The organism is Bilophila sp. T19-St14 (genome assembly GCF_059728385.1).
In genome coordinates this window covers 658825-678740 of sequence record NZ_BAAGFT010000001.1, presented here as the reverse complement: position 1 = coordinate 678740, position 19916 = coordinate 658825, and the positions used below count along the sequence as shown (strand labels likewise).

The 19916-nt window shown below is 62.0% G+C and carries 17 protein-coding genes and 2 tRNA genes; 14 read left to right on the top strand and 5 right to left on the bottom strand.

The window, feature by feature from the left end:
• Nucleotides 1-125: 125 nt before the first annotated feature.
• The 6 genes from AC6I1V_RS03065 (at nucleotide 126) to AC6I1V_RS03040 (ending at nucleotide 5814) form a co-directional block, all read left to right on the top strand.
• The gene (locus AC6I1V_RS03065; protein WP_005027546.1) at nucleotides 126-1355 is read left to right on the top strand and encodes an iron-containing alcohol dehydrogenase; all 1230 of its coding nucleotides are present in this window, start codon (nucleotides 126-128) and stop codon (nucleotides 1353-1355) included.
• 476 nt (nucleotides 1356-1831) lie between these two features.
• The gene (locus tag AC6I1V_RS03060; RefSeq protein ID WP_486854620.1) at nucleotides 1832-3439 is read left to right on the top strand and encodes an ethanolamine ammonia-lyase subunit EutB; all 1608 of its coding nucleotides are present in this window, start codon (nucleotides 1832-1834) and stop codon (nucleotides 3437-3439) included.
• A gap of 32 nt (nucleotides 3440-3471) precedes the next feature.
• Nucleotides 3472-4455: an ethanolamine ammonia-lyase subunit EutC gene (gene eutC / locus AC6I1V_RS03055; RefSeq protein WP_483990874.1), complete on the top strand. Its 984-nt coding sequence runs from the start codon at nucleotides 3472-3474 to the stop codon at nucleotides 4453-4455.
• Nucleotides 4456-4500: 45 nt separating this feature from the next.
• Nucleotides 4501-4842 (top strand): ethanolamine utilization microcompartment protein EutS, encoded by a 342-nt coding sequence (gene eutS / locus AC6I1V_RS03050; RefSeq protein WP_009380668.1) that lies wholly within the window; start codon nucleotides 4501-4503, stop codon nucleotides 4840-4842.
• Between the two features lie 254 nt (nucleotides 4843-5096).
• Nucleotides 5097-5585, top strand: a complete 489-nt coding sequence (locus AC6I1V_RS03045; RefSeq protein ID WP_302980195.1) for a EutP/PduV family microcompartment system protein — start codon at nucleotides 5097-5099, stop codon at nucleotides 5583-5585.
• Nucleotides 5586-5737: 152 nt separating this feature from the next.
• A tRNA-Met gene (locus AC6I1V_RS03040) sits at nucleotides 5738-5814 on the top strand.
• 265 nt (nucleotides 5815-6079) lie between these two features.
• On the opposite strand, the gene AC6I1V_RS03035 is transcribed toward AC6I1V_RS03040, so the two are convergent.
• Nucleotides 6080-6156 (bottom strand) — tRNA-Arg (locus AC6I1V_RS03035).
• A gap of 247 nt (nucleotides 6157-6403) precedes the next feature.
• Here AC6I1V_RS03035 and AC6I1V_RS03030 point away from each other — a divergent pair.
• The 7 genes from AC6I1V_RS03030 to AC6I1V_RS03000 all read left to right on the top strand — a co-directional run bounded on the left by AC6I1V_RS03030 (nucleotide 6404) and on the right by AC6I1V_RS03000 (nucleotide 15368).
• Nucleotides 6404-7294 (top strand): tRNA (adenine-N1)-methyltransferase, encoded by an 891-nt coding sequence (locus AC6I1V_RS03030; RefSeq protein WP_479858302.1) that lies wholly within the window; start codon nucleotides 6404-6406, stop codon nucleotides 7292-7294.
• 15 nt (nucleotides 7295-7309) lie between these two features.
• Nucleotides 7310-9325 carry an ABC-F family ATP-binding cassette domain-containing protein gene (locus tag AC6I1V_RS03025; RefSeq protein ID WP_486853806.1) on the top strand — a complete coding sequence of 672 codons (2016 nt, stop codon included), beginning with the start codon at nucleotides 7310-7312 and terminating at the stop codon, nucleotides 9323-9325.
• Between the two features lie 30 nt (nucleotides 9326-9355).
• On the top strand, nucleotides 9356-9946 hold the full coding sequence (locus AC6I1V_RS03020) for a TrmH family RNA methyltransferase (RefSeq protein WP_302551995.1): 591 nt from the start codon (nucleotides 9356-9358) through the stop codon (nucleotides 9944-9946).
• A gap of 121 nt (nucleotides 9947-10067) precedes the next feature.
• Entirely contained in the window at nucleotides 10068-10547 is a 480-nt protein-coding gene (locus tag AC6I1V_RS03015; protein ID WP_302551994.1) for a hypothetical protein, read from the top strand.
• Between the two features lie 448 nt (nucleotides 10548-10995).
• Complete coding sequence (locus AC6I1V_RS03010; RefSeq protein ID WP_479858304.1) at nucleotides 10996-13068, top strand: sodium-translocating pyrophosphatase; 2073 nt, start codon at nucleotides 10996-10998, stop codon at nucleotides 13066-13068.
• A 102-nt stretch (nucleotides 13069-13170) separates the two neighbouring features.
• Entirely contained in the window at nucleotides 13171-14007 is an 837-nt protein-coding gene (locus AC6I1V_RS03005) for a deoxyribonuclease IV (protein WP_486853807.1), read from the top strand.
• A gap of 182 nt (nucleotides 14008-14189) precedes the next feature.
• Complete coding sequence (locus tag AC6I1V_RS03000) at nucleotides 14190-15368, top strand: iron-containing alcohol dehydrogenase (RefSeq protein WP_486853808.1); 1179 nt, start codon at nucleotides 14190-14192, stop codon at nucleotides 15366-15368.
• Nucleotides 15369-15620: 252 nt separating this feature from the next.
• Here the strand turns inward: AC6I1V_RS03000 and AC6I1V_RS02995 are convergent, their stop codons facing one another.
• From AC6I1V_RS02995 to AC6I1V_RS02980, 4 genes are all read right to left on the bottom strand, one after another.
• On the bottom strand, nucleotides 15621-15914 hold the full coding sequence (locus AC6I1V_RS02995) for a hypothetical protein (RefSeq protein ID WP_302551990.1): 294 nt from the start codon (nucleotides 15912-15914) through the stop codon (nucleotides 15621-15623).
• Nucleotides 15915-16075: 161 nt separating this feature from the next.
• Nucleotides 16076-17503: a sodium:solute symporter family protein gene (locus AC6I1V_RS02990; protein ID WP_486853809.1), complete on the bottom strand. Its 1428-nt coding sequence runs from the start codon at nucleotides 17501-17503 to the stop codon at nucleotides 16076-16078.
• The gene (locus AC6I1V_RS02985) at nucleotides 17496-17645 is read right to left on the bottom strand and encodes a hypothetical protein (protein ID WP_302552007.1); all 150 of its coding nucleotides are present in this window, start codon (nucleotides 17643-17645) and stop codon (nucleotides 17496-17498) included. The genes AC6I1V_RS02990 and AC6I1V_RS02985 overlap by 8 nt, the downstream gene beginning before the upstream one ends.
• Before the next feature lie 255 nt (nucleotides 17646-17900).
• The gene (locus AC6I1V_RS02980) at nucleotides 17901-18329 is read right to left on the bottom strand and encodes a nucleotidyltransferase substrate binding protein (protein ID WP_486853810.1); all 429 of its coding nucleotides are present in this window, start codon (nucleotides 18327-18329) and stop codon (nucleotides 17901-17903) included.
• 167 nt (nucleotides 18330-18496) lie between these two features.
• On the opposite strand from AC6I1V_RS02980, the gene AC6I1V_RS02975 reads away from it, so the two are divergent.
• On the top strand, nucleotides 18497-19894 hold the full coding sequence (locus AC6I1V_RS02975; RefSeq protein ID WP_308771380.1) for a TolC family outer membrane protein: 1398 nt from the start codon (nucleotides 18497-18499) through the stop codon (nucleotides 19892-19894).
• Nucleotides 19895-19916 lie beyond the last annotated feature (22 nt).

The following is a 19916-nucleotide window of genomic DNA, read 5'->3' as shown; positions in this document are numbered from 1 at the left end:
CGTTGCGCTACAGGTTCCGCGTGCTCCGCTACAGATGCTTTGAGCGGACAAACAGGGCTTTGTGAAAAGAGATAAGCAATTTGAACGGATAGGAGTTTGGCACCGTTATTGCTCACTGAAAGGGCATGAGAACAAGGCGCTACGCCTCTGAAAACGCCAAACCTTATACGGAGCACAAAGCCATGATGAAGCGCATCGACTATTTCATCCCCACCCGGATCGTCTTCGGCGCGGGCCGTCTGAAGGAACTCGCCACCCTTTCCCTGCCCGGCAAGAAGGCCCTCCTGTGCGTCACCGAAGACAAGCTTATGGAAAAGCTCGGCATCCAGCAGCGCGTGATCGAACTGCTCGGACAGAACGGTGTGTCCGTGGCCGTGTTCGACAAAGTCACCCCCAACCCGACCCGCACCGGCGTCATGGCGGCCGCCGCGCTCGCCAAGGAAAGCGGCTGCGACTTCGTGATCGGGCTCGGCGGCGGCAGCAGCATCGACACCGCCAAGGCCGCCTCCATCATGATGGCCAACCCCGGCGACCTGTGGGATTACGCCTCCGCCGGAAGCGGCGGGCGCAAGCCGGTCTCCGGCGCGTTCCCCGTGGTGGCGATCTCCACCACCGCCGGGACGGGCACCGAAGCCGACCCCTATGCCGTTGTGACCAATGAGGAAACCAACGAAAAGCTCGACTTCACGCTCGACGAGATCTTCCCCGCCATTTCCATCATCGACCCAGAGCTGATGCTCACCCTGCCGCACAAGCTGACCCTGTTCCAAGGCTTCGACGCGCTGTTCCACGCTTCCGAATGCTACGTGAACAACGGCAACGAGAACCGCCTCACCGAGCTTTTCGCCGTCGACGCCATCGAAAAGGTCGCCAAGCACCTGCCCATCGTCTCCGAGGACGGCTCGAACCTCGAATCCCGCAGCAACATCTCCTACGCCGCGAATATCCTGTGCGGGTTCACGCAGTCCCTCGTGTGCACCACCTCCCACCACATCATCGCGCAGGCCCTCGGCGGGTTCTTCCCCAACGTGCCGCACGGCGCGTCCCTGCTGCTCATCGCCGACGCCTACTACAAGAAGGTCTGCTCCCTGCTGCCCACGGAATTCGATGCCATCGGCGAAATCATGGGCGAAAAGGCCGACCCCGCCAAGCCCGGCTACGCCTTCGTGACCGCCCTTGCCAAGCTCATGGAGCGGACCGGCATGGACAAGCTCGCCATGTCCGACTTCAACATCAACAAGGACGACCTGCCCAAGGTGGCCCATATCGCCGCCGCCGAAGTCGGGTTCGAGTGCGACCGCTACACCGTCACGGAAGCGGACGTGGTCGAAATCCTGATGCAGTCCTACAAGTAGCCGCCGTTCCCTTTCCGGGAAGCCGCGCGGGGTGCCGCTCCCCGCGCGGACGGCGGGGCCGCCTGCGGGACAGGCGGCTTTCTTCGGCCAGAGGAAGCTTCCCGCTCGGACGGCGGAAACCGGCAAAGCGCGGGAGCCGCACACCGATCTCTGAGCCGCTCCCCGCACGGGCGGCGGGGCCTGATTCCAGCGGATGCCTCCGGCGCTCCCGGCCCCGTTTCTGTGCGGACGGCGGTCCCCCTCCAATGGGAACCAGCGGGCTGCCCGTCCCCTGCGTGGGCGGCGGGCTTGCCCGAGAAGGCGGGGAAGGTGGGTTTGCAGCCGTTCCCCGCGTGGGACGGTGGCTGTATTCGCGCTGAGGGCGTCCCGGCGGCTCTTTGAGCCGTCCCCCGCGTGGCGGCTGGGACTGGAACCCCTTCCCCGTCGGGGCGTCCGATAGGCTTTGAATTTTGGGAATATGCCCGGAGCCTGTTCCCGTGTGGCGCAGGCCCGGCAGCCTTGCGGGGTGGAGAGTGGCCCGCCCTGCAAGGGAACCTTCGGGCAGGGGCGGCCCCTTGGGGGTTCCGCCCAGCCCGGCTGGGGCCGCTTGCCTCCGCATATGTCCGCTTCCCGAAGGCCGCCGCATCCGACGGCGCGCGGCGGGAGGCCCGTCCATCCCCTTCCGGGTCGCCGCCATTCCCGGCGTGCCGCCCCCGGACAACGCTTTTTTTCGTGGAGCAGCCGTGAAGCTGAAGACCGTCCTCTTCGGGACAACGTATGCATTCGGTTCGATCAAGGAAGTCCTGAACAAGGCCGGGGAGTTGCGCTCCGGAGACGTGCTGGCGGGCGTCGCCGCCTCGTCCATGCGGGAACGGGTCGCCGCCAAGCAGGTGCTCAGCGAGCTGACCCTCGGCGACCTGCGCGAAAACCCCGTGGTCCCCTACGAGGACGACGCCATCACCCGGGTCATTCAGGACGCCGTGCACACGCCGGTTTACGGGAGCATCAGGAACTGGACCGTCGCGGAGTTCCGGGAATTCCTGCTGGACGGGCGCACGTCCGCCGCGGACATCGAGCGCGTCCGCAAGGGCCTCACCTCCGAAATGGCCGCCGCCGTGTCCAAGATCATGTCCAACGCCGACCTCATCTGCGCAGCGAAGAAGATGCCCGTGGTGGTGCGCTCCAACAACACCGTGGGCCTGCCGGGGCGGTTCTCCTCGCGCCTCCAGCCCAACGACACGCGGGATGACGTTTCCTCTATTGTGGCACAGGTTTATGAGGGGCTGTCCTACGGCGCGGGCGATGCGGTCATCGGCATCAACCCGGTGACGGATACCGTGGAAAACACCAAGGCCATGCTCAACGCCCTGTGGGAGGTCATCGAGCGGCATCGGATACCCGCACAAAACTGCGTACTCGCGCACGTGACCACCCAGATGGAGGCCATCCGGCAGGGGGCCAACGCGAGCATGATTTTCCAGAGCATCTCCGGGAGCGAGAAGGGGCTCGGCGAGTTCGGCGTGAGCGTGGGGCTGCTTGACGAGGCGTATGACCTCGCCGGGCATTACTGCCAGGCCGCCGGGCCCAACGTCATGTACTTCGAGACGGGGCAGGGTTCCGCGCTGTCGGCGGATGCGCATTACGGCTGCGATCAGGTGACGATGGAGGCCCGCTGTTACGGGCTGGCCCGCCGCTACCAGCCGTTCATGGTCAACACGGTGGTCGGCTTCATCGGCCCGGAATATCTGTATAACCATCAGCAGATCATCCGCGCCGCCCTTGAGGATCACTTCATGGGCAAGCTGCACGGCCTGCCGATGGGCTGCGACTGCTGCTACACGAACCACGCCGACACCGACCAGAATTCCAACGAGAACCTGATGCTCCTGCTGGCCGTCGCCGGGGTCAATTTCATCATCTCCCTGCCGATGGGGGATGACATCATGCTGAACTATCAGACGAATTCGTTCCACGACATCGCCACGGCCCGCCAGCTGCTCAACCTGCGGCCCGCGCCGGAGTTCGAGCAATGGCTGGAGCGGCACGGCATCATGGAAAACGGTATGCTCACGGCGCGGGCCGGGGACGCCTCATTCCTCTTTTAAGGCGCGGCGTCGCCCATTCGTAAGGAAAGGACATGCGGGAACAGGATGTACAGCGCATCGCGGCGGAAGTGCTCGCCGCGCTGAGGGAAGGCGCTCCGGCCGGGGCGGATCGTCCGGTCGGTCACGGGGAAACCGGGACTGGCGTTGTCCCGTCCGCCGGGCGGGGAGGCAAGCCGGAAGCGGCGCATACCGGGATGCCCACGGCTCAGGACGAAGGCCGGGACGGGGGCGGTACGCTCCCCGATCTGGCGGGGCCGGAATTCCGCCGGGGGTGTTTCATCGCTTCACCCCATCGGCGTGACGTCATTGATGATTTCGTTTCACACACCGGAGCGCGCATCGCCACCGGGACTGTGGGGACGCGGCCCCCGACGCGGGCCTACCTGCGTTTCCTTGCGGATCATGCCCGCTCGAAGGGGACGGTCTTTAAAGAAGTACCTGAAGAATGGATCAGCGGGCATGGCCTCTGGAGCGTTTCCACGCTGGCGGAGGACAAGGATACCTACCTCACGCGGCCCGACCTCGGGCGGCTGCTGTCCGAGGAGTCGCTGCGGGAGCTGAAGCGCCGCTATGCCGACGCCCCGCAGGTGGTGATCGTGCTTTCGGACGGCCTGAGCACGGACGCGCTGCTCGCCAACTATGAGGAAATCCTGCCTCCGCTCCTGAACGGGCTCAAGCAGGCCGGCATCCGGGCCGGGGCCCCGCTGTTCCTGCGGCACGGCAGGGTGAAGGCCGAAGACCGCATCGGCGAGGCCGTGGGCTGCGACGTGGTGGTCATGCTCGTGGGCGAGAGGCCGGGGCTCGGGCAGTCGGAAAGCATGAGCTGCTACGCGGTCTACCGCCCCACGGCGGACACGCTCGAATCCGACCGCTCGGTGCTTTCGAACATCCACCGGGAAGGGACGCCGCCTGTGGAAGCAGCAGCCGTCATTGTGGATCTTGTCCGGGACATGCTGCATTGGAAGGCCAGCGGCATCAGGCTGAACAGGCGTCAGGCCGGGGACGCGGGCGCATGACGCCGTCAGCGGGCCGGGATGCCGGGACGGGAAAGGGGGAAGCCCATGCCCAATGAGACGAATACCGGGACGCGCGCCTATGTGCCGGGGAAACAGGTGACGGTGGCGCACCTCATCGCGCACCCCGCACCGGAAATCTGCGAAAAGGCCGGGATTCCCGACGTGGACGCCATCGGCATCCTCACCCTGACGCCGGGCGAGACGGCGATCATCGCCGGGGATATGGCGGTGCGTTCGGCGGACGTGAACGTGGCCTTCCTCGACCGCTTTTCCGGCACGCTGATCCTGTACGGTTCCGTGGGCGCGGTGGAGCAGGCCCTCACGCAGGTTAACGATATGCTCAAGCGGCTGCTGCAATTCACCATTTGCCCCGTTACCCGGCACTGACGCCGGGAGCGCGGCACCGGGCCGGGCAGTGCGGGGGCCCGCGCCCGTTCCGGAGTGGGGTCGGGCGGGGCGATGCCAGCATAGCGATACGCTGGGTGCCCTCCCGCCTTCCGGGGTGGGGGATGCCATGCCGTTTCCAATCCGGAAGCGGGGTGGCTCGCTTATCTGCGGGCCCGGCGCGCTGAGGCCGCTGGAGCCGCTGGTGGGCGGCCTTACGCCGATGCTGAAGGGAGAAGGCCGCTACGGAGGAAATCATGCCCAAACGCTGGAAATGCCTGCTTGCCGGGCCGCCCGAGGCCGGGAAGAGCACGCTCTGCGCCGCGCTTCTGGAGCCCGGTTCCGAAAGGCGGGTCATCAAGACGCAATCGCCCGTATTCCATAAAGATCTGATGGTAGACCTGCCCGGCGAGTACATCACCTACCCGCAGCGCCGCACGGCGTTCCTTGTGGCGGCTGAGGATGTGCGGGCCATCCTGTATGTGCAGTCCGCCACGGCGGAGCCCGCCCATGTCCCTCCGGGGCTGCTGCAAACCGTGCCGAACCTCCTCATCGCCGGGATCATCAGCAAAACCGACCATCCCGACGCGGACATCCCGCGCGCCGAGCGGGGGCTGGCGCGCATGGGCCTGCGGGGGCCGTTCTTCACGGTGTCGGCATTCCGGCCCGAAACGCTGGAGCCGCTGCGCCGCTGGCTTGAAGAGAACCATCTCGTCCCGTGCGCCGGAACCGGGAAAGGCGCCTGATCTGGAGGAAAGCCTTGTAAGGAAGGCAGGTTGAAAAGGCTCTCGAAGGAGGCCGGGCTGGACGGACGGCAGCGGGGCGGGATTTTTTTTGCCACGGGCCGAAAAAAAGCTTGCCATTCCCGCATGGTAAGCGTAGGACTCTTTCCACACGACGCGGGGTGGAGCAGCATGGTAGCTCGTCGGGCTCATAACCCGAAGGCCGTAGGTTCAAATCCTGCCCCCGCAACCAGAAAGTTCAAAGGCTTACGATGAAAATCGTAAGCCTTTTTGTATAAAAAGAAAACCACCCGCTGTGCGGGAGGTCCCGAAAAGCATAGTGTAACGCGACACAAATTTTTGCGCACAACGACACAAAAATTTGTGTCGCGTTACATTCCGGTTTGGGGATTTTACGGGGCGGTTGATTGAGGTAAAAAATCTATTTGGTAGCATAGTGGCAGCACAGCATAAGAAAAGGAGTTACGCTGTTAAGCGTAACTCCTTATTTTTTTACTTGGTGCGCCAGGGAGGAATCGAACCCACGGCCCGCAGCTTAGAAGGCTGCTGCTCTATCCAACTGAGCTACTGGCGCAAACATGACAACGACAGTCTGTACAGCAAGGCTTCCCAGAGGTCAAGCCTGATCTTGCGCATTTTGCAAGGCTTGGGAAGGGCGGGCGGCATGAGCCGGAGCGGGCGGGGGCATCCCGGCGAAGAATTCACGGGCGGAAAGGGGCGTCCGCCATTGCTTTCAGGTTGACTGTGGGCTATCCCCTCTGTACGCTTCGGCGCGTTTGGAGTATTGCCTTTACTTTTAGCGAAGAAACCAAGGAAAATTCATGCCCGCATACGGAGATCTCGTTATTATTGTTACCCCCAAGGGGAAGCGGAGCTTGCGCCGCGTTGATGAAAATCAGGACATGCACACGCAGGACGGCATCCTGCGCATGGCCGATGTGGTCGAAGCGCAGTTCGGTTCCGAAGTCTGTACGACGCTCGGCGTGCCGTACCGCATCCAGAAGCCCACGCTGAATGATATCGTCAAGGGCGTCAAACGCCAGACGCAGATCCTCTATCCCAAGGATATAGGGTATATCTGTATGCGTCTCGGCGTGGGGCCGAACCGCACGGTCATCGAAGCGGGCACCGGATCGGGCAGCCTGACCGTGGCCCTGTCGTGGTTCTCCGGCCCGACCGGAAAGGTGCATACGTTCGAGGCTAGGGAGGAATTCCATAAGCTCGCCCGGCGGAACCTGGAGTGGGCTGGGGTGGGGCAGAACGTGACCATGCACTGTCAGGACATCGCGGAAGGCTTCGGCGACGTGACCGGCGCGGATGCCCTGTTCCTTGATGTGCGGACGCCGTGGGACTATTTGAAGCACATCCCCGCCGCCGTGACGCCCGGCGCTGCGCTGGCGTTCCTCCTGCCCACCGTGGATCAGGTCGGCAAGCTCCTCCTCGGGCTGGAGCAGGGGCCCTTCGACGACGTCGAAGTCTGCGAAATCCTCGTGCGCCGCTGGAAGCCCATCGCGGATCGTCTGCGCCCCGAAGACCGCATGGTGGCCCATACCGGTTTTCTCATTTTCGCCCGCCATCAGGAACGCTCGGCGAAGTGGGATGAATGCCGCACCGCGTCGCTCGGCACCCGTGAACGCAAGCAGGAAGCCGCCCGCCGTGAGCGTCTGGGGCTGGATGACATGGAGACGGCTTCCGAACAGATTGATGAATAGCATTTCCATCGCATTATGAAAATAACAATCCAAAATCTTTCCAAGTCCTTTGGCGGTCGGGACATCTTCTCCGACTTCTCTCTGGACATCGACTCCGGTGTCCGCTTGTGCGTGTGCGGGCCCAACGGCTGCGGCAAGTCGACGCTCATCCGTATGCTGGCGGACGCCGATGCCCCGGATTCCGGGCGCATTATCATGCCGCGCGGCTGCCGGGTGGGGTACGTGCAGCAGGATTTGGACGAGGCCGTGCTAGACACGCCGCTGCTCGAATGGGTGGTGGACGTTCTGCCGGACTGGCATGACTTCTGGGCCGCATGGGAAGCGGCGGTGGCCTCCAAGGACGAGGCCGCGATTGCGCGCCTCGGTGCGCGGCAGGCCGAACTTGAGGCCCTGTACGGCTACAATCCTGAACACAAGGCGCAGGCCGTGCTGTCCGGTCTGGGATTCGACGAGAGCAAGTGGCACCTGCCGATCAAGCAGTTGTCCGGCGGCTGGCGTGAGCGTGCAAAGCTGGCCCGGGTGCTGGTCGCCGGGGCCGATGTCCTGCTGCTCGACGAACCGACCAACCACCTCGACATCGAGGCGGTGGAATGGCTGGAAGATTTTCTCATGGATTACAAGGGCGCGCTGCTCTTCGTGGCCCACGACCGCGTGTTCATGGACCGGATCGGGACGCACGTGCTGTACCTCGGCGGCTCGAAACCTGTTTTCCGCAAGGCGACGTTCAGCCAGTTCGTGGAATTGCAGGAGGAGCTTGAGGAGCAGAGGGAACGTGAGGCCCAGCGCCTGAGCGCCGAAATTGAGCGCAAGATGGATTTCGTGCGCCGTTTCGGGGCCAAGGCGACCAAGGCCCGTCAAGCCGGATCACGTCAGAAGATGGCGAAGAAGCTTGAGAAGGAGCTGGAAGGCTTCCGCCCGGAAGCCAAGCGCAAGGAGCTCAGCTTCAAGTGGCCCGAACCGCCCAAGGCCGACAAGACCATCCTGTCCGTGGCCGATCTCGCGTTTGCCTTCCCTGACGGCGTGAGTCTCTGGCCTCCGCTGACGTTCACGATCTACCGGGGCCAGCGCATCGCCCTTGTGGGGCACAACGGCTGCGGCAAGTCGACGCTGCTCAAAATCCTCGCGGGCCGTCTGGAGCGCAAGGGCGGGACGCAGGTCATGGGCTCTCTGGTCAAGATGGGCTACTACAGTCAGCACCAGACGGAGCTTCTGAACAGTTCGGGCACGGTGCTCGGCGAAATCCGGCGGCTCTCTGATCCTCGGATGACGGAAGAGGAGCTCATGAGCGTCCTCGGGCTGTTCCTGCTTGGGCAGAACTACTTCGACCGGCAGGTAAGCAGCCTGTCCGGCGGTGAGCGCAGCCGACTCGTGCTGGCGTCTTTGTTCCTCGCGCGCGCCAACTTTCTGGTGCTCGACGAACCCACCAACCATCTGGATCTCGAAAGCCGCGAAGCGTTGGTCGAGGCGCTGAACACCTTTGACGGGACGCTGTTGATGGTGGCCCACGATCGGTACCTGCTTTCGGAAGTGGCCGACGAGGCGTGGGCGATGTCCGAGGACGGGATCACCGTCTATAAGGAAGGGTTCGCCGAATACGACGCGGCACGGCGTGCGGCGCTGGCGGCGTCCAAGGTTGGGAAGGAGCGTGAGAAGGACGCCGGGCGGAAGGCTGAGGGCCCCGTCCCCGGAAAGGCGCTGGATCGGGAAGAGCTGAAGCGCCTCAAGCGCGAGCAGGCCGAGCAGCGCAACGCCCTTTATAAGAAGATGCGCCCCAAGCAGGAGGCGTATGCCAAGCTGGAAACGCAGCTTGAGGCGTTGCTGACGGAGCAGTCGGATGTCGAAGCCGCGCTTGCCGATCCTGAGGTGTATGCCGACGGGAACAAAACGACGGAACTGCTCAAGAAGTTCAGTCAATTGAAGGAATCAAGCGAGCAGGCGCTGGAGAAGCTCGGCGAGCTGGAAGCCGAGCTTGCGGAACTGGAAGCGCAGCGCGCCGCCCTGTCGATGAACGGCGGCGGGGATGAATTGTAGGCGTTCAGCCTGAAGAGTAAGGAGAATCTTGTGGCCAGAGAAATCACCGAGCGCCGCCGGGCCAAGTTGGAACGTGTGTTGCGCTGGCGTCAGAAGGATCTGACGCTGGTGCTGGCGAATATTCATGATCCGCATAATGTTTCGGCTATTTATAGGAGCGCCGACGCGTTTGGGGTTGCGGCGCTGCATCTCTATTATACGGATACGGCGTTCCCGGAGCTTGGCAAGAAAAGTTCCGCGTCCGCCCGCAAGTGGGTGGAAAGCGTCCGGCACCGCAGCGCCGAGGAGCTGTATGCGGCGCTCAAGGCGGGCGGGCATCAGATCCTCGCCACGAGCTGCTCGCCGGAGTCGAAGCCCCTTGGGGCCTATGATTTCACGAAGCCTACGGCGGTCATCATGGGCAACGAGCACAGCGGCGTCCCCGCGGAACTGAGCCCGTTGGTGGACGGCGAGGTATACATCCCGATGTACGGCATGATCCAGAGCTTCAACGTCTCCGTCGCCGCGGCCGTCATCTTGTCGGAAGCCTCGCGCCAGCGCGTGCAGGCGGGCATGTACGACCGTCCGAGCTACCCGCCGGACGAGCTTGCCGCCCGCCTTAAGGCGTGGATAGAAAAATGAGTAGGGTCTGTCATTGACCTTTCTCCGTCCTATTGGGTAAGAGAGGAAAGAAGGCTCAGGGAAAGCGGGCCCTCGGCCCGATGGGAACGGTTGGAACATGTCCTGCAATATGGGGAACTTCATGAATCTTCGCGTGTTCGCTTTGCTTGGCGTCCTGTTGCTTGCCGGGTGTTCGGGGCTGTCCGTGCGGCATCTTCCGAGCAATCCGTGGAAAAATGAGGCGTCCCAGAACATCCAGATGCGTTACCTCGCCTTCCAGTATCAGGTGATACCGGTGGGGAATGAGCTTGGGATCGTCGCCGAGGCCTATCCGGTTGTCGACAAGCTCCCTGATTGGGCTTCGTGGTACGGCGAGATTCTGTTGAGCGTCTACGTCTCGGACGAATACGGCAGGGTTCTGGCCTCGAAGGATACTGTGCTGGTTCCCCGACCGCTGAACCGTGAAGCCGGGCTTCCGCTTGAGGTCAGCCTCGATTTGGGGACGAATCGGCATCAGCCGCTTTCCATTTCCTTCGGGTACCGTCTGGTGCTGACGGACACGCAGCCCGACAGCGGGGCGGGGCGGCGGATTCTGGTATCGGAAAGGGCGCTTGAGAAATAGGTGTTTCACATCTGTATTGATGGAAAGGGGCGGGCCGGTGTTGACGGCCCGCCCCTTTTTATGCGAGGAGAGGCGGCTGTTTGTCCCGGCAAGAGGGAGATCATGATTGTCGGGAGCCGTTTTTTCTGGAAATGGCCGCATCGTTTCGGATGGGGAAGGGTGGCTTAAAGGGACGTGCAAGGGGGAAGGCTGGAAAGCTCCGGCGGAAGGGGGTTCCCCGGTACCCGGCCTGATTTTTGCTTGCCAGTACCTTTATTTTTGAGTAACATTTTCCGATTCCATTGATACGGTCAGTGTTTTTGAGATGCTGTACCTCGTACGGGCTTCCCGGTTCCGGTCGGGAGCTCGGTTGCGTGTTTTTCCGGCATGTCGCGTCCGCCGGAAGGCGCGATGCGGAGGGGGAGCGTCCTTATGTTCACTTTTAAAAAGCGATATGCGGGGTTCTGAGATGTTCTCATTCATCGTGGTATTGGCTTGCGGGCTGTTCGCCCTCTACTATGCGTATGATACCTCCAAGCGCGTCTTCTCTGCCGGTACCGGCACGGAAGAAATGCAGAAGATTGCTGGCGCTATTCAGGAAGGCGCTCAGGCGTACCTGAACCGTCAGTACAAAACCATCGCCATCGTGGGCGTGATTGTGGCCGTGCTTCTGGCGTGGGCCCTGTCCGGCCTTGTGGCGCTGGGTTTCGTGCTTGGCGCGGTGCTGTCCGGCGCCGCTGGCTACATCGGCATGAATGTTTCCGTGCGTGCCAACATCCGTACCACTGAAGCCGCCCGTCAGGGTATGACCCCCGCCCTCAACGTGGCTTTTCAGGCCGGTGCTGTGACGGGCCTGCTGGTTGTGGGCCTTGGCCTGCTTGGTGTGGTTCTTTATTACGGCCTGTTGACCATGTTCGGCGTGGAACAGAAGACCATGCTTGAAGCCCTTGTGGCCCTCAGCTTCGGCGCTTCCTTGATCTCCATCTTCGCCCGTCTTGGCGGCGGTATCTTCACGAAGGGCGCTGACGTGGGCGCCGACCTCGTGGGTAAAGTCGAAGCCGGCATTCCCGAAGACGACCCGCGCAACCCCGCCGTTATCGCTGACAACGTGGGCGACAACGTGGGCGACTGCGCCGGTATGGCCGCCGACCTTTTTGAAACCTACGCCGTGACTGTGGTCGCCACCATGCTGCTCGCCGCCATCTACTTCACCGGCGAACTCCAGCACCTCATGATGATGTATCCCCTGCTCATCGGCGGTGTGTGCATCCTCGGCTCCGTGTTCGGCACCAAGTACGTCCGCCTCGGCTCTGACAACAACATCATGAAGGCCCTGTACCGTGGTCTGACCGTCGCCGCTCTGGCTTCCGCCGGTCTCATCATCGTTGTGACCTTCCTGCTGTTCTGGGGCGCTCCTGAAATGCAGATTCAGGGCAAGGTCTTCGGCGTGGGCAACCTGCTGATGTGCTCCCTGACCGGCCTCGTGATCACCGCCGCGCTGGTGTGGATCACCGAATACTACACCGCCACCTCGTTCCGTCCCGTCCGCAGCATCGCGCAGGCTTCCACCACCGGCCACGGCACCAACGTCATTCAGGGCCTCGCCGTGTCCATGGAATCCACCGCTCTGCCGGTCATCGTGATTTCCATCGGCATCCTGTTCTCCTACAGCAACGCCGGCCTGTTCGGTGTCGCCATCGCCGCGACCACCATGCTCGCCCTCGCGGGCATGATCGTCGCCCTTGACGCCTACGGCCCTGTGACTGACAACGCTGGCGGCATCGCTGAGATGTCCAACCTGCCCAGTGAAGTCCGTGAAGTCACCGACGCCCTCGACGCCGTGGGCAACACCACCAAGGCTGTGACCAAGGGCTATGCCATCGGTTCCGCCGCGCTCGCCGCTCTGGTGCTGTTCGCCTGCTACACCGAAGACCTCGGTCGCTTCTTCCCCAACCTGAACGTGGCCTTCTCCCTGCAGGATCCCTATGTCCTCGTCGGTTTGTTCCTTGGTGGCCTGTTGCCGTACCTGTTCGGTGCCATGGGCATGATGGCCGTGGGCCGCGCCGGTTCCGCCGTCGTGGTTGAAGTGCGCCGCCAGTTCCGCGAAATCCCCGGCATCATGGAAGGCACCGCAAAGCCGAACTATGGCGCCGCCGTGGATATGCTGACCAAGGCCGCCATCCGTGAAATGATCATGCCCTCCGTACTTCCGGTCTTCGCCCCGATCGTCGTGTACTTCATCATCGATGCCTTCGGTGGCCAGAGCGCCGCGTTTGCGACCCTCGGCGCCATGCTGATGGGCACCATTGTGACCGGCCTGTTCGTCGCCATCTCCATGACCTCCGGCGGCGGCGCGTGGGACAATGCCAAGAAGTTCATTGAAGATGGTCATCACGGTGGTAAGGGTTCTGACGCTCACAAGGCCGCCGTTACCGGCGACACCGTGGGCGACCCCTACAAGGACACCGCTGGCCCGGCTGTTAACCCGATGATCAAGATCATCAACATTGTTGCTCTGTTGCTGCTTCAGGCCCTTGCCTAAGCCTTAGAGACTCAGGGCCATTATCGCGAAGCGCCCCGGTGGGATTGACCGCCGGGGCGCTTTGTGTTTCTGATACGGGATAGCCATTCGGGAAGGTTCGCCATGCTGCATATCGGGTGTCATTTGTCCAGTTCCAAAGGGTATCGCCACATGGGGGAGGAAGCACTCTCCATCAAGGCGGATACGTTCCAGTTTTTTACGCGCAACCCAAGGGGGAGCAAGGCCAAGAAAGCGAACCCCAAGGACGCGGAGGCCCTGCGCGGCCTGATGGAGGGGCACGCATTCGCGCCTGTTCTGGGGCACGCGCCCTATACGCTGAACGCATGTGCGTTTGATGAGGGGCTGCGGGCATTCGCGCGGGAGGCCATGCGTGAGGACGTGATGACGCTGGACACGTATCTGCCGAATATGCTGTATAATTTCCATCCCGGTAGCCACGTGGGGCAGGGGATTGACGCGGGCATGGCGCTCATCGTCGAACTGTTGGATGCCATCCTGCGCCCGGAGCAGACTACCCGCGTCCTGCTGGAAACCATGTCCGGCAAGGGGACGGAGGTCGGGAGCCGTTTCGAGGAACTGGGGTATATCCTCCGCTCGGTATCGCTGGGCGGCAAGATGGGCGTGTGCCTCGACACCTGCCACGTGTATTCGGCGGGATATGATATTGTGAACGATCTTGATGGGGTGCTGGAGCAGTTTGATCGGCATGTCGGGCTGGACAAGCTGTATGCCATTCACCTGAACGACAGCCTGATGCCCTTCGCCAGCCGCAAGGATCGCCACGCCCGCATCGGCGAAGGGACCATCGGGCTGGAGGCGATTGTGCGGATCATCAACCATCCTGCCTTGAGGCATTTGCCGTTTTATCTGGAAACGCCCAATGAGCTTCCCGGCTATGCACATGAAATCAGCATATTGCGGGACGCATGGGTTGAATGACGGCGGGCGCGGCGGTATCCGGCCCTCCACAGGCATTGCCGGGAGGCCGATACGCCGCCTTGCCCCAACCGGTTCCGTCCTGCAAAAAGAGGCTCCGGCCCCTTGACTTCGCGCTTTCGTGAAGCACTCTATAGTCGGTTCACCGTGCGCTTTCGCACCGTCCAATCATCAGGGAGAATCATATGAAATTCACCTATTCCATTCCCACCAAGATCCTGTTCGGCCCCGGCAGTTTCAACGATCTCGCCACGACGCCCCTGCCGGGCAAGAAAGCCCTTATCGTCATCACCGCCGGGAAGTCCATGCGTGCGAACGGCTATCTGGATCGGCTCATCGACATGCTGGGCAAGCAGGGCATCGGACATGCGCTGTTCGACAAGATCCTGCCCAACCCGGTGTTGCGCCATGTCCATGAAGGCGCGGCGTTGGCCCGTGAGCAGGGTTGTGACTTTGTGATCGGTCTTGGCGGCGGCAGCTCCATCGACTCCGCGAAAAGCATCGCGGTCATGGCCAAGAATCCCGGCGACTATTGGGATTACGTCTCCGGCGGTTCCGGCAAGGGGCAGCCGCTGGTGAACGGTGCCCTGCCCATCGTAGCGGTTGCGACCACGGCTGGCACGGGTACGGAAGCCGATCCGTGGACCGTCATCACCAAAGAAGACACCAACGAGAAGATCGGTTTTGGCTGCGCGGAAACCTTCCCCGTGCTCTCCGTGGTGGACCCGGAAATGATGTTGACCATCCCGGCGCACCTGACCGCCTATCAGGGCTTCGATGCGCTGTTCCACGCTACGGAAGGGTACATCGCGAACGTCGCCACGCCGCTCAGCGACGCCTATGCGCTGAAGAGCATTGAACTCCTCGCCAAATACCTGCCCGCCGCCGTGAAGGACGGATCGGATCTGGAGGCCCGCACGCAGGTTGCACTGGCAAGCACGCTCTCCGGCATGGTCGAATCGACCTCCTGCTGCACATCTGAACATGGTATGGAGCACGCCCTGAGTGCCTTCTACCCGAAGCTGCCGCACGGCGCGGGGCTGATTATGCTTTCCGAGGCGTACTATTCGTTCTTTGCCGATAAAGCCCCCGAACGGTTCACGGCTATGGCCAAGGCCATGGGCGTGGTGACGGGGCATCTGCCGGAGGTCGAGCGCCCGATGGCGTTCGTCAAGGCGCTTGTGGACTTGCAGAAGGCCTGCGGCGTTGACGGCCTGAAGATGTCCGACTACGGCATCACAAAGGAAGACATGGCCAAGTGCGCGGCCAATGCGCGGCATACGATGGGCGGGCTGTTCGAGCTTGATCCCTATGCGCTGTCGCTCGAAGAAACCACACAGATCATGGTGGCCGCCTACAAATAAGTGGACGGTACGCACAAAAAAAGCGCGGGGCATACCGCGCTTTTTTTGTGTCCATGCGGGCGTCGCACCTCTGAACCTATGGCGTTCACAGGGAGCCGGTTTCACGGGACACGCTGAACGACCTCGATCCGCACGGGATTTTTGCAGGGCAGGGCTATCACCCTCTGTGGATTTGAGATTGGAAAATCTGGAAGCCTTCACCGGAAGGCTTGCCCCTTCCCAATGCCTTTCTGCCGGTCCTCTCAAAAGCTGCTAGCGGCTGCCGACGTTTTGTGTCTTTTCGATCCAGATAAGGAGCTGCTTGCAGAAGGTTTCGATGGCCTCTTCCGTGATCTCCTTACCTTCGGTAATGGTGTATTGGTTCATAAGCAGGGCGGGCGTCGCATTTGTGAACCCTTGCCGCGCGATTTCAAGCCCGCAGCCCACGCAGGTGATGCGGGCCTCGACAGCATGTTGCTTCAGATGGCGGCGCAGTGTCCGCTCGGTTTGGGCCATGCGCGTGCCGTTCAGATCCAGAATACGAATATTGATTTCAGGCTGATTCATCAAAGCGATCCTTCAGGTGTGTTTTTTCCGCTATAGCGCTTCGATGTGGAGCCTGCAAGCGTCGTGGCAGAAGTCCCGCCTTTCTTCCGAGTCAAGGGGAAGTGTGGCATCCGCAAGCGCTGGGGCGGACGGCGGGGGGGCCACGCCGCCCACCCTGAATGTTAGGCTTCCTGTTCCAGCGCAGGGGATTCGGACAGGGTGGAAACCGCGATCCAACCTATCCATGAGAAGATGAAGCCGACGAAGAAGGGCGGGATGCCGGCAGCCATGAGGCCGAACTGCGGCCCCCAGATGGCGGTGGGGCCGTAGGCAATCAGGTACCATGCAAGGCAGGAGAGGAACCCGCACGCGGCGCTGGCCCATGCTGCCAAGGCGTTGCGGCGTCCGAAGCGCACGAGGGCGACGTAGGGCACCAGCGCCATCGCGCCGACGATGCTCCAACTGGTGGTGCAGAGCAGGGCGACGAGCTGCCCCTTGATTTGGGCGCACCCGCCGCTGACGAGCACGCAGACGGCGATGCCGGTAAACCACGAAAGCCGGCTGCTGGGCCTCCCGCGCAGGTCTTCGGACAGGGCGGACACCGCGATGTGGTAGATGCCGGTGGCCGTCGACAGCGATGCGGAAACGATGGCCAGCACGAAAATATGCAGGGCGAACTCAGGGAGCAGCATCTGGACGAGACGCGGCATGACCTCGTCGGGACTGGCGGCTTCGGGCAGGATAAGCCGGGAGAGCGCGGCCGCGAAGTAGGCCCCGCCCACGAGCACCGTCAGGATGAACATGGCGAGCGGCGTGGTCTTCTTGAGCTGGCGCGGATCGGCGATGGCGAAATGGCGCTGTATCATCTGCGGCTGGGCCCATACCGCGATGGAGGTCACGACGACCAGCGAGAGGATGAACAGCCCCCGTTCCCCGCCTGACAATGAGACGAACCCGTTGTTGGCGAGATCGCTGGGGGGAAGGGCCGCCAGCGCCTGCATGCCTTCCCACGGGCCTCCGACCTTGGAGAAGATGGCCCCTACGAGCATGAGCATGCCCACGAGCATGACGACGCCCTGCATGGCTTCGGTGTAAAGGACGCCGCGCAGCCCGCCGATGAAGACGGTGAGCCCCACGATGATCGCCACCAGCCAGATGAGCGCCCAGACGGGCATGGGGAGGATTTCGGCCAGCAGGAGGGCGGCTCCCTTGATGACGGCCGAGCCGTACACGCCGAGGAACAGGGCGAAGACAAAGGCCATCGCCCTTGTCAGGCTGGGTGAGCCGTGGCCGAGGCCGAGCAGCTGCGCCGGGGTACGCGCGCCGAGGCGTTCCTGCCATTTGCGCGTGGGCCACGCAAGGAAACGGTAGACGGCCCACGTCCCGAACCAGACGTTGCCCGCGGCCACGAGCAGCATTTGCAGGCCGTAGGCATGGGCGAGCCCGCCGAATCCGACGAGCGCCACCGCAGAGATGTAGGTGGCGACGTAGGCGAAGGCCTGCACGCCGAACCCGACGGAGCCGCTGAGCACGGCGTCCTTGCTGCGTCCCTTATGCACCAGAAAGGCAAAGACCGCGAAGTAACCGGCCCAGAGCAGGATCTCAGTCATGGCTGCGCTCCATCCGGCGTTTCGCCGGTTTCACATTGCGGAGAAGCCCAAATAGGGACACCGAAAAGGACACGAACATGGAAACGAGGGCAATTCCCACGGCGCCATCCATAGGCAGGTTGGTCAGGGCGGCAAACATCACGGTTTCTCCCGGCGGTAAAAAGGTACAAAAAAAGCCACCGGCCCTTTGAGGTCGGTGGCTTGTCCTTACTGAACAAAGCTCAATGTGTTGCGGAACGTCTCATTTACGCACAGCACATCCGATCCGGGGCCAGCGGTTGGTATCCCGAATAATAATAGTAAAAGTGCGCAAACGAAACGATCATAACGTAACTCCGTGGGAAAAGACTCCCACAAAAAGGGAGGCCCCGTCAAGGGGGCGCGGCCGCTTTTTTTGTCATTGCTTTCTTTCCTCGGAACAAGGATGCTGGATGAGCCAGTCCCGAAGGCGGATGAGTTCGGGGAGGAAACGGGATTCCAGCTCTTCCATGCTTGCCCGGAGCGTTTCCGGCGAGTCGTCCCTCGCAAGCTGGCTCCTGCGTGAAAGCATGTCCATCCAGATGTGCCCGTTAAAGATGATCCGCCTCCGCCACGCGGCGGCAAGGACGGCGGGCGGGGTGGGCACATCGGGAAGGTGCCCTGATGTTGCGAGGTGGTCTTTCATTGCCTTCAAGCCTGCGTCGACGGCAAAACGCATACGGCGTACGGCCCCTTCCTGTTCAAGCTCCGAAAGTGGAGACACCGAAAAGGTTTCTTCTAATCGGTTTAATTTTCTAATAAAGCATTGCAGAGGATCTAAAGGCTGCGTAAACGGGTGAGAGATCATTGTTCCTCTCGGCAAGATCGCGACAGGGAGCGAAATGTATTTCGCGCTGTACATCGATGTTTCTATCGTGTATACGTTATTCGGTTACTCTTATCAGTAAAAAGAACTTTGAAAGGCACGTCGGTAGCTGTAGAGCAAATCCGTCATAATGAAAAGGGGAATAGGGAATGAAGTCTTCGCACTTGAGGATGCTGTTGCTTCTTGGGGGCTTGGGGCTCGTGTGGTCGCCGGAAGCGGCTTTTTCTCAGGAAAAGGCCTCCGCTCAGGCCCAAGCGGGGAAAACGGTCACGGGGGAAGTGACCGTAAAGCAAACCGTTGAGGATACCTTGCAGTCCCACCGCGGCCTGAAGGTCATGCAGGAGAACCTTGACGTCGTCCGTCATGAGCTCCGCAGGGCCAAGGCTGGATGGGGGCCGAGCGTCGATGTCGTGGGGCGTACCGGCGCCAGCCGGCTGAGCAATACGACGACGCGCCCTTTGAATGCCGATAAGGATATGTACGCGGCCAACAGCATCAGCCTTACGCTCACGCAGCCGCTGTGGGACGGTTTCGCCACGCGCAGCCGCGTCCGCACGGGTGAAGCGACGGTCGACTCCATGACTTACCGTGTCCTCGACAACGCTACGTCGTTTGCCCTGGACGCCATCATCGCCCATGTGGATCTGCTCCGCCGCCGCGAAATCCTCCAGCTTGCCAAGGACAACGTGAGGCAGCATGTGGAGATCCTTGATTCCCAGAAGGAACGCGTGGAGCTTGGGGCCGGTTCCTCCGCCGACGTGACCCAGACCAAAGGCCGCTTGGCCCGCGCCCAGAGCACGCTCACCGATGCCGAGGCATCGCTCCGGGAAGGGGAGGCTTCCTACATCCGTTTGACCGGGAAGCCCGTGCCCGCTTTGCTGGCGGAAGTGCATGTCCCGGACCCCATGTATCCCGATTATGACGCCGTGATAGCGGTCGCCGATAAGAACAACCCGAAGCTGAAGGCCTATATGTCCGACATCAAGGCCGCGCGCGGGGAAAAGGAACTGGCCGAATCCGCCTACCATCCCCAAATCAATTTTGAAGTCGGCCCTTCCTACTCCGACCGCAGCGGCCCCGGCAGCCAGTGGACTTCCGGTATGGACGCCGGGCTTGTCATGCGTTGGAACCTGTTCAACAGCGGCGCGGACAAGGCCGGAACCGAAGCAGCCGAGTCCCGCACGAGGATGTCTACGGAGACGCTGTATAATTTTCATGACGAATTGGCCTTGGAAATCGAAAATACATGGACTCGGTATCTGGCGGCCAAGGAACAGAAGAAGTATTATGAGGAAGCCATCGCCTACAACACGGCGACGCGCGACGCCTACCTTGAGCAGTTCAAGCTGGGTGAAAGAAGCCTGCTTGACGTGCTTGACGCGGAAAGCGAGCTTTTCAACTCCTCCACGGAGTACACGACGGCCAATGGCAACGTGGTTGTCGGCGCGTACAGGCTGTATGCCCTTACGGGCATGTTGCTTCCCGAACTGGGCATCAAGGAAGATCCGCTTTATGAATCGCCCAGAAATCAGCAGGAAAAGCGCTAGGTTCCTGCGTTGAGAGTATCCG

Bases quoted from the DNA above. Each gene is read 5' to 3' on its own strand.
- AC6I1V_RS03065 (WP_005027546.1), top strand. From the start codon at position 126: ATGAGAACAAGGCGCTACGCCTCTGAAAACGCCAAACCTTATACGGAG.
- eutC (WP_483990874.1), top strand. From the start codon at position 3,472: ATGCGGGAACAGGATGTACAGCGCATCGCGGCGGAAGTGCTCGCCGCG.
- eutS (WP_009380668.1), top strand. From the start codon at position 4,501: ATGCCCAATGAGACGAATACCGGGACGCGCGCCTATGTGCCGGGGAAA.
- AC6I1V_RS03045 (WP_302980195.1), top strand. From the start codon at position 5,097: ATGCCCAAACGCTGGAAATGCCTGCTTGCCGGGCCGCCCGAGGCCGGG.
- AC6I1V_RS03030 (WP_479858302.1), top strand. From the start codon at position 6,404: ATGCCCGCATACGGAGATCTCGTTATTATTGTTACCCCCAAGGGGAAG.
- AC6I1V_RS03025 (WP_486853806.1), top strand. From the start codon at position 7,310: ATGAAAATAACAATCCAAAATCTTTCCAAGTCCTTTGGCGGTCGGGAC.
- AC6I1V_RS03015 (WP_302551994.1), top strand. From the start codon at position 10,068: ATGAATCTTCGCGTGTTCGCTTTGCTTGGCGTCCTGTTGCTTGCCGGG.
- AC6I1V_RS03010 (WP_479858304.1), top strand. From the start codon at position 10,996: ATGTTCTCATTCATCGTGGTATTGGCTTGCGGGCTGTTCGCCCTCTAC.
- AC6I1V_RS03005 (WP_486853807.1), top strand. From the start codon at position 13,171: ATGCTGCATATCGGGTGTCATTTGTCCAGTTCCAAAGGGTATCGCCAC.
- AC6I1V_RS03000 (WP_486853808.1), top strand. From the start codon at position 14,190: ATGAAATTCACCTATTCCATTCCCACCAAGATCCTGTTCGGCCCCGGC.
- AC6I1V_RS02995 (WP_302551990.1), bottom strand. From the start codon at position 15,914: ATGAATCAGCCTGAAATCAATATTCGTATTCTGGATCTGAACGGCACG.
- AC6I1V_RS02990 (WP_486853809.1), bottom strand. From the start codon at position 17,503: ATGACTGAGATCCTGCTCTGGGCCGGTTACTTCGCGGTCTTTGCCTTT.
- AC6I1V_RS02980 (WP_486853810.1), bottom strand. From the start codon at position 18,329: ATGATCTCTCACCCGTTTACGCAGCCTTTAGATCCTCTGCAATGCTTT.
- AC6I1V_RS02975 (WP_308771380.1), top strand. From the start codon at position 18,497: ATGAAGTCTTCGCACTTGAGGATGCTGTTGCTTCTTGGGGGCTTGGGG.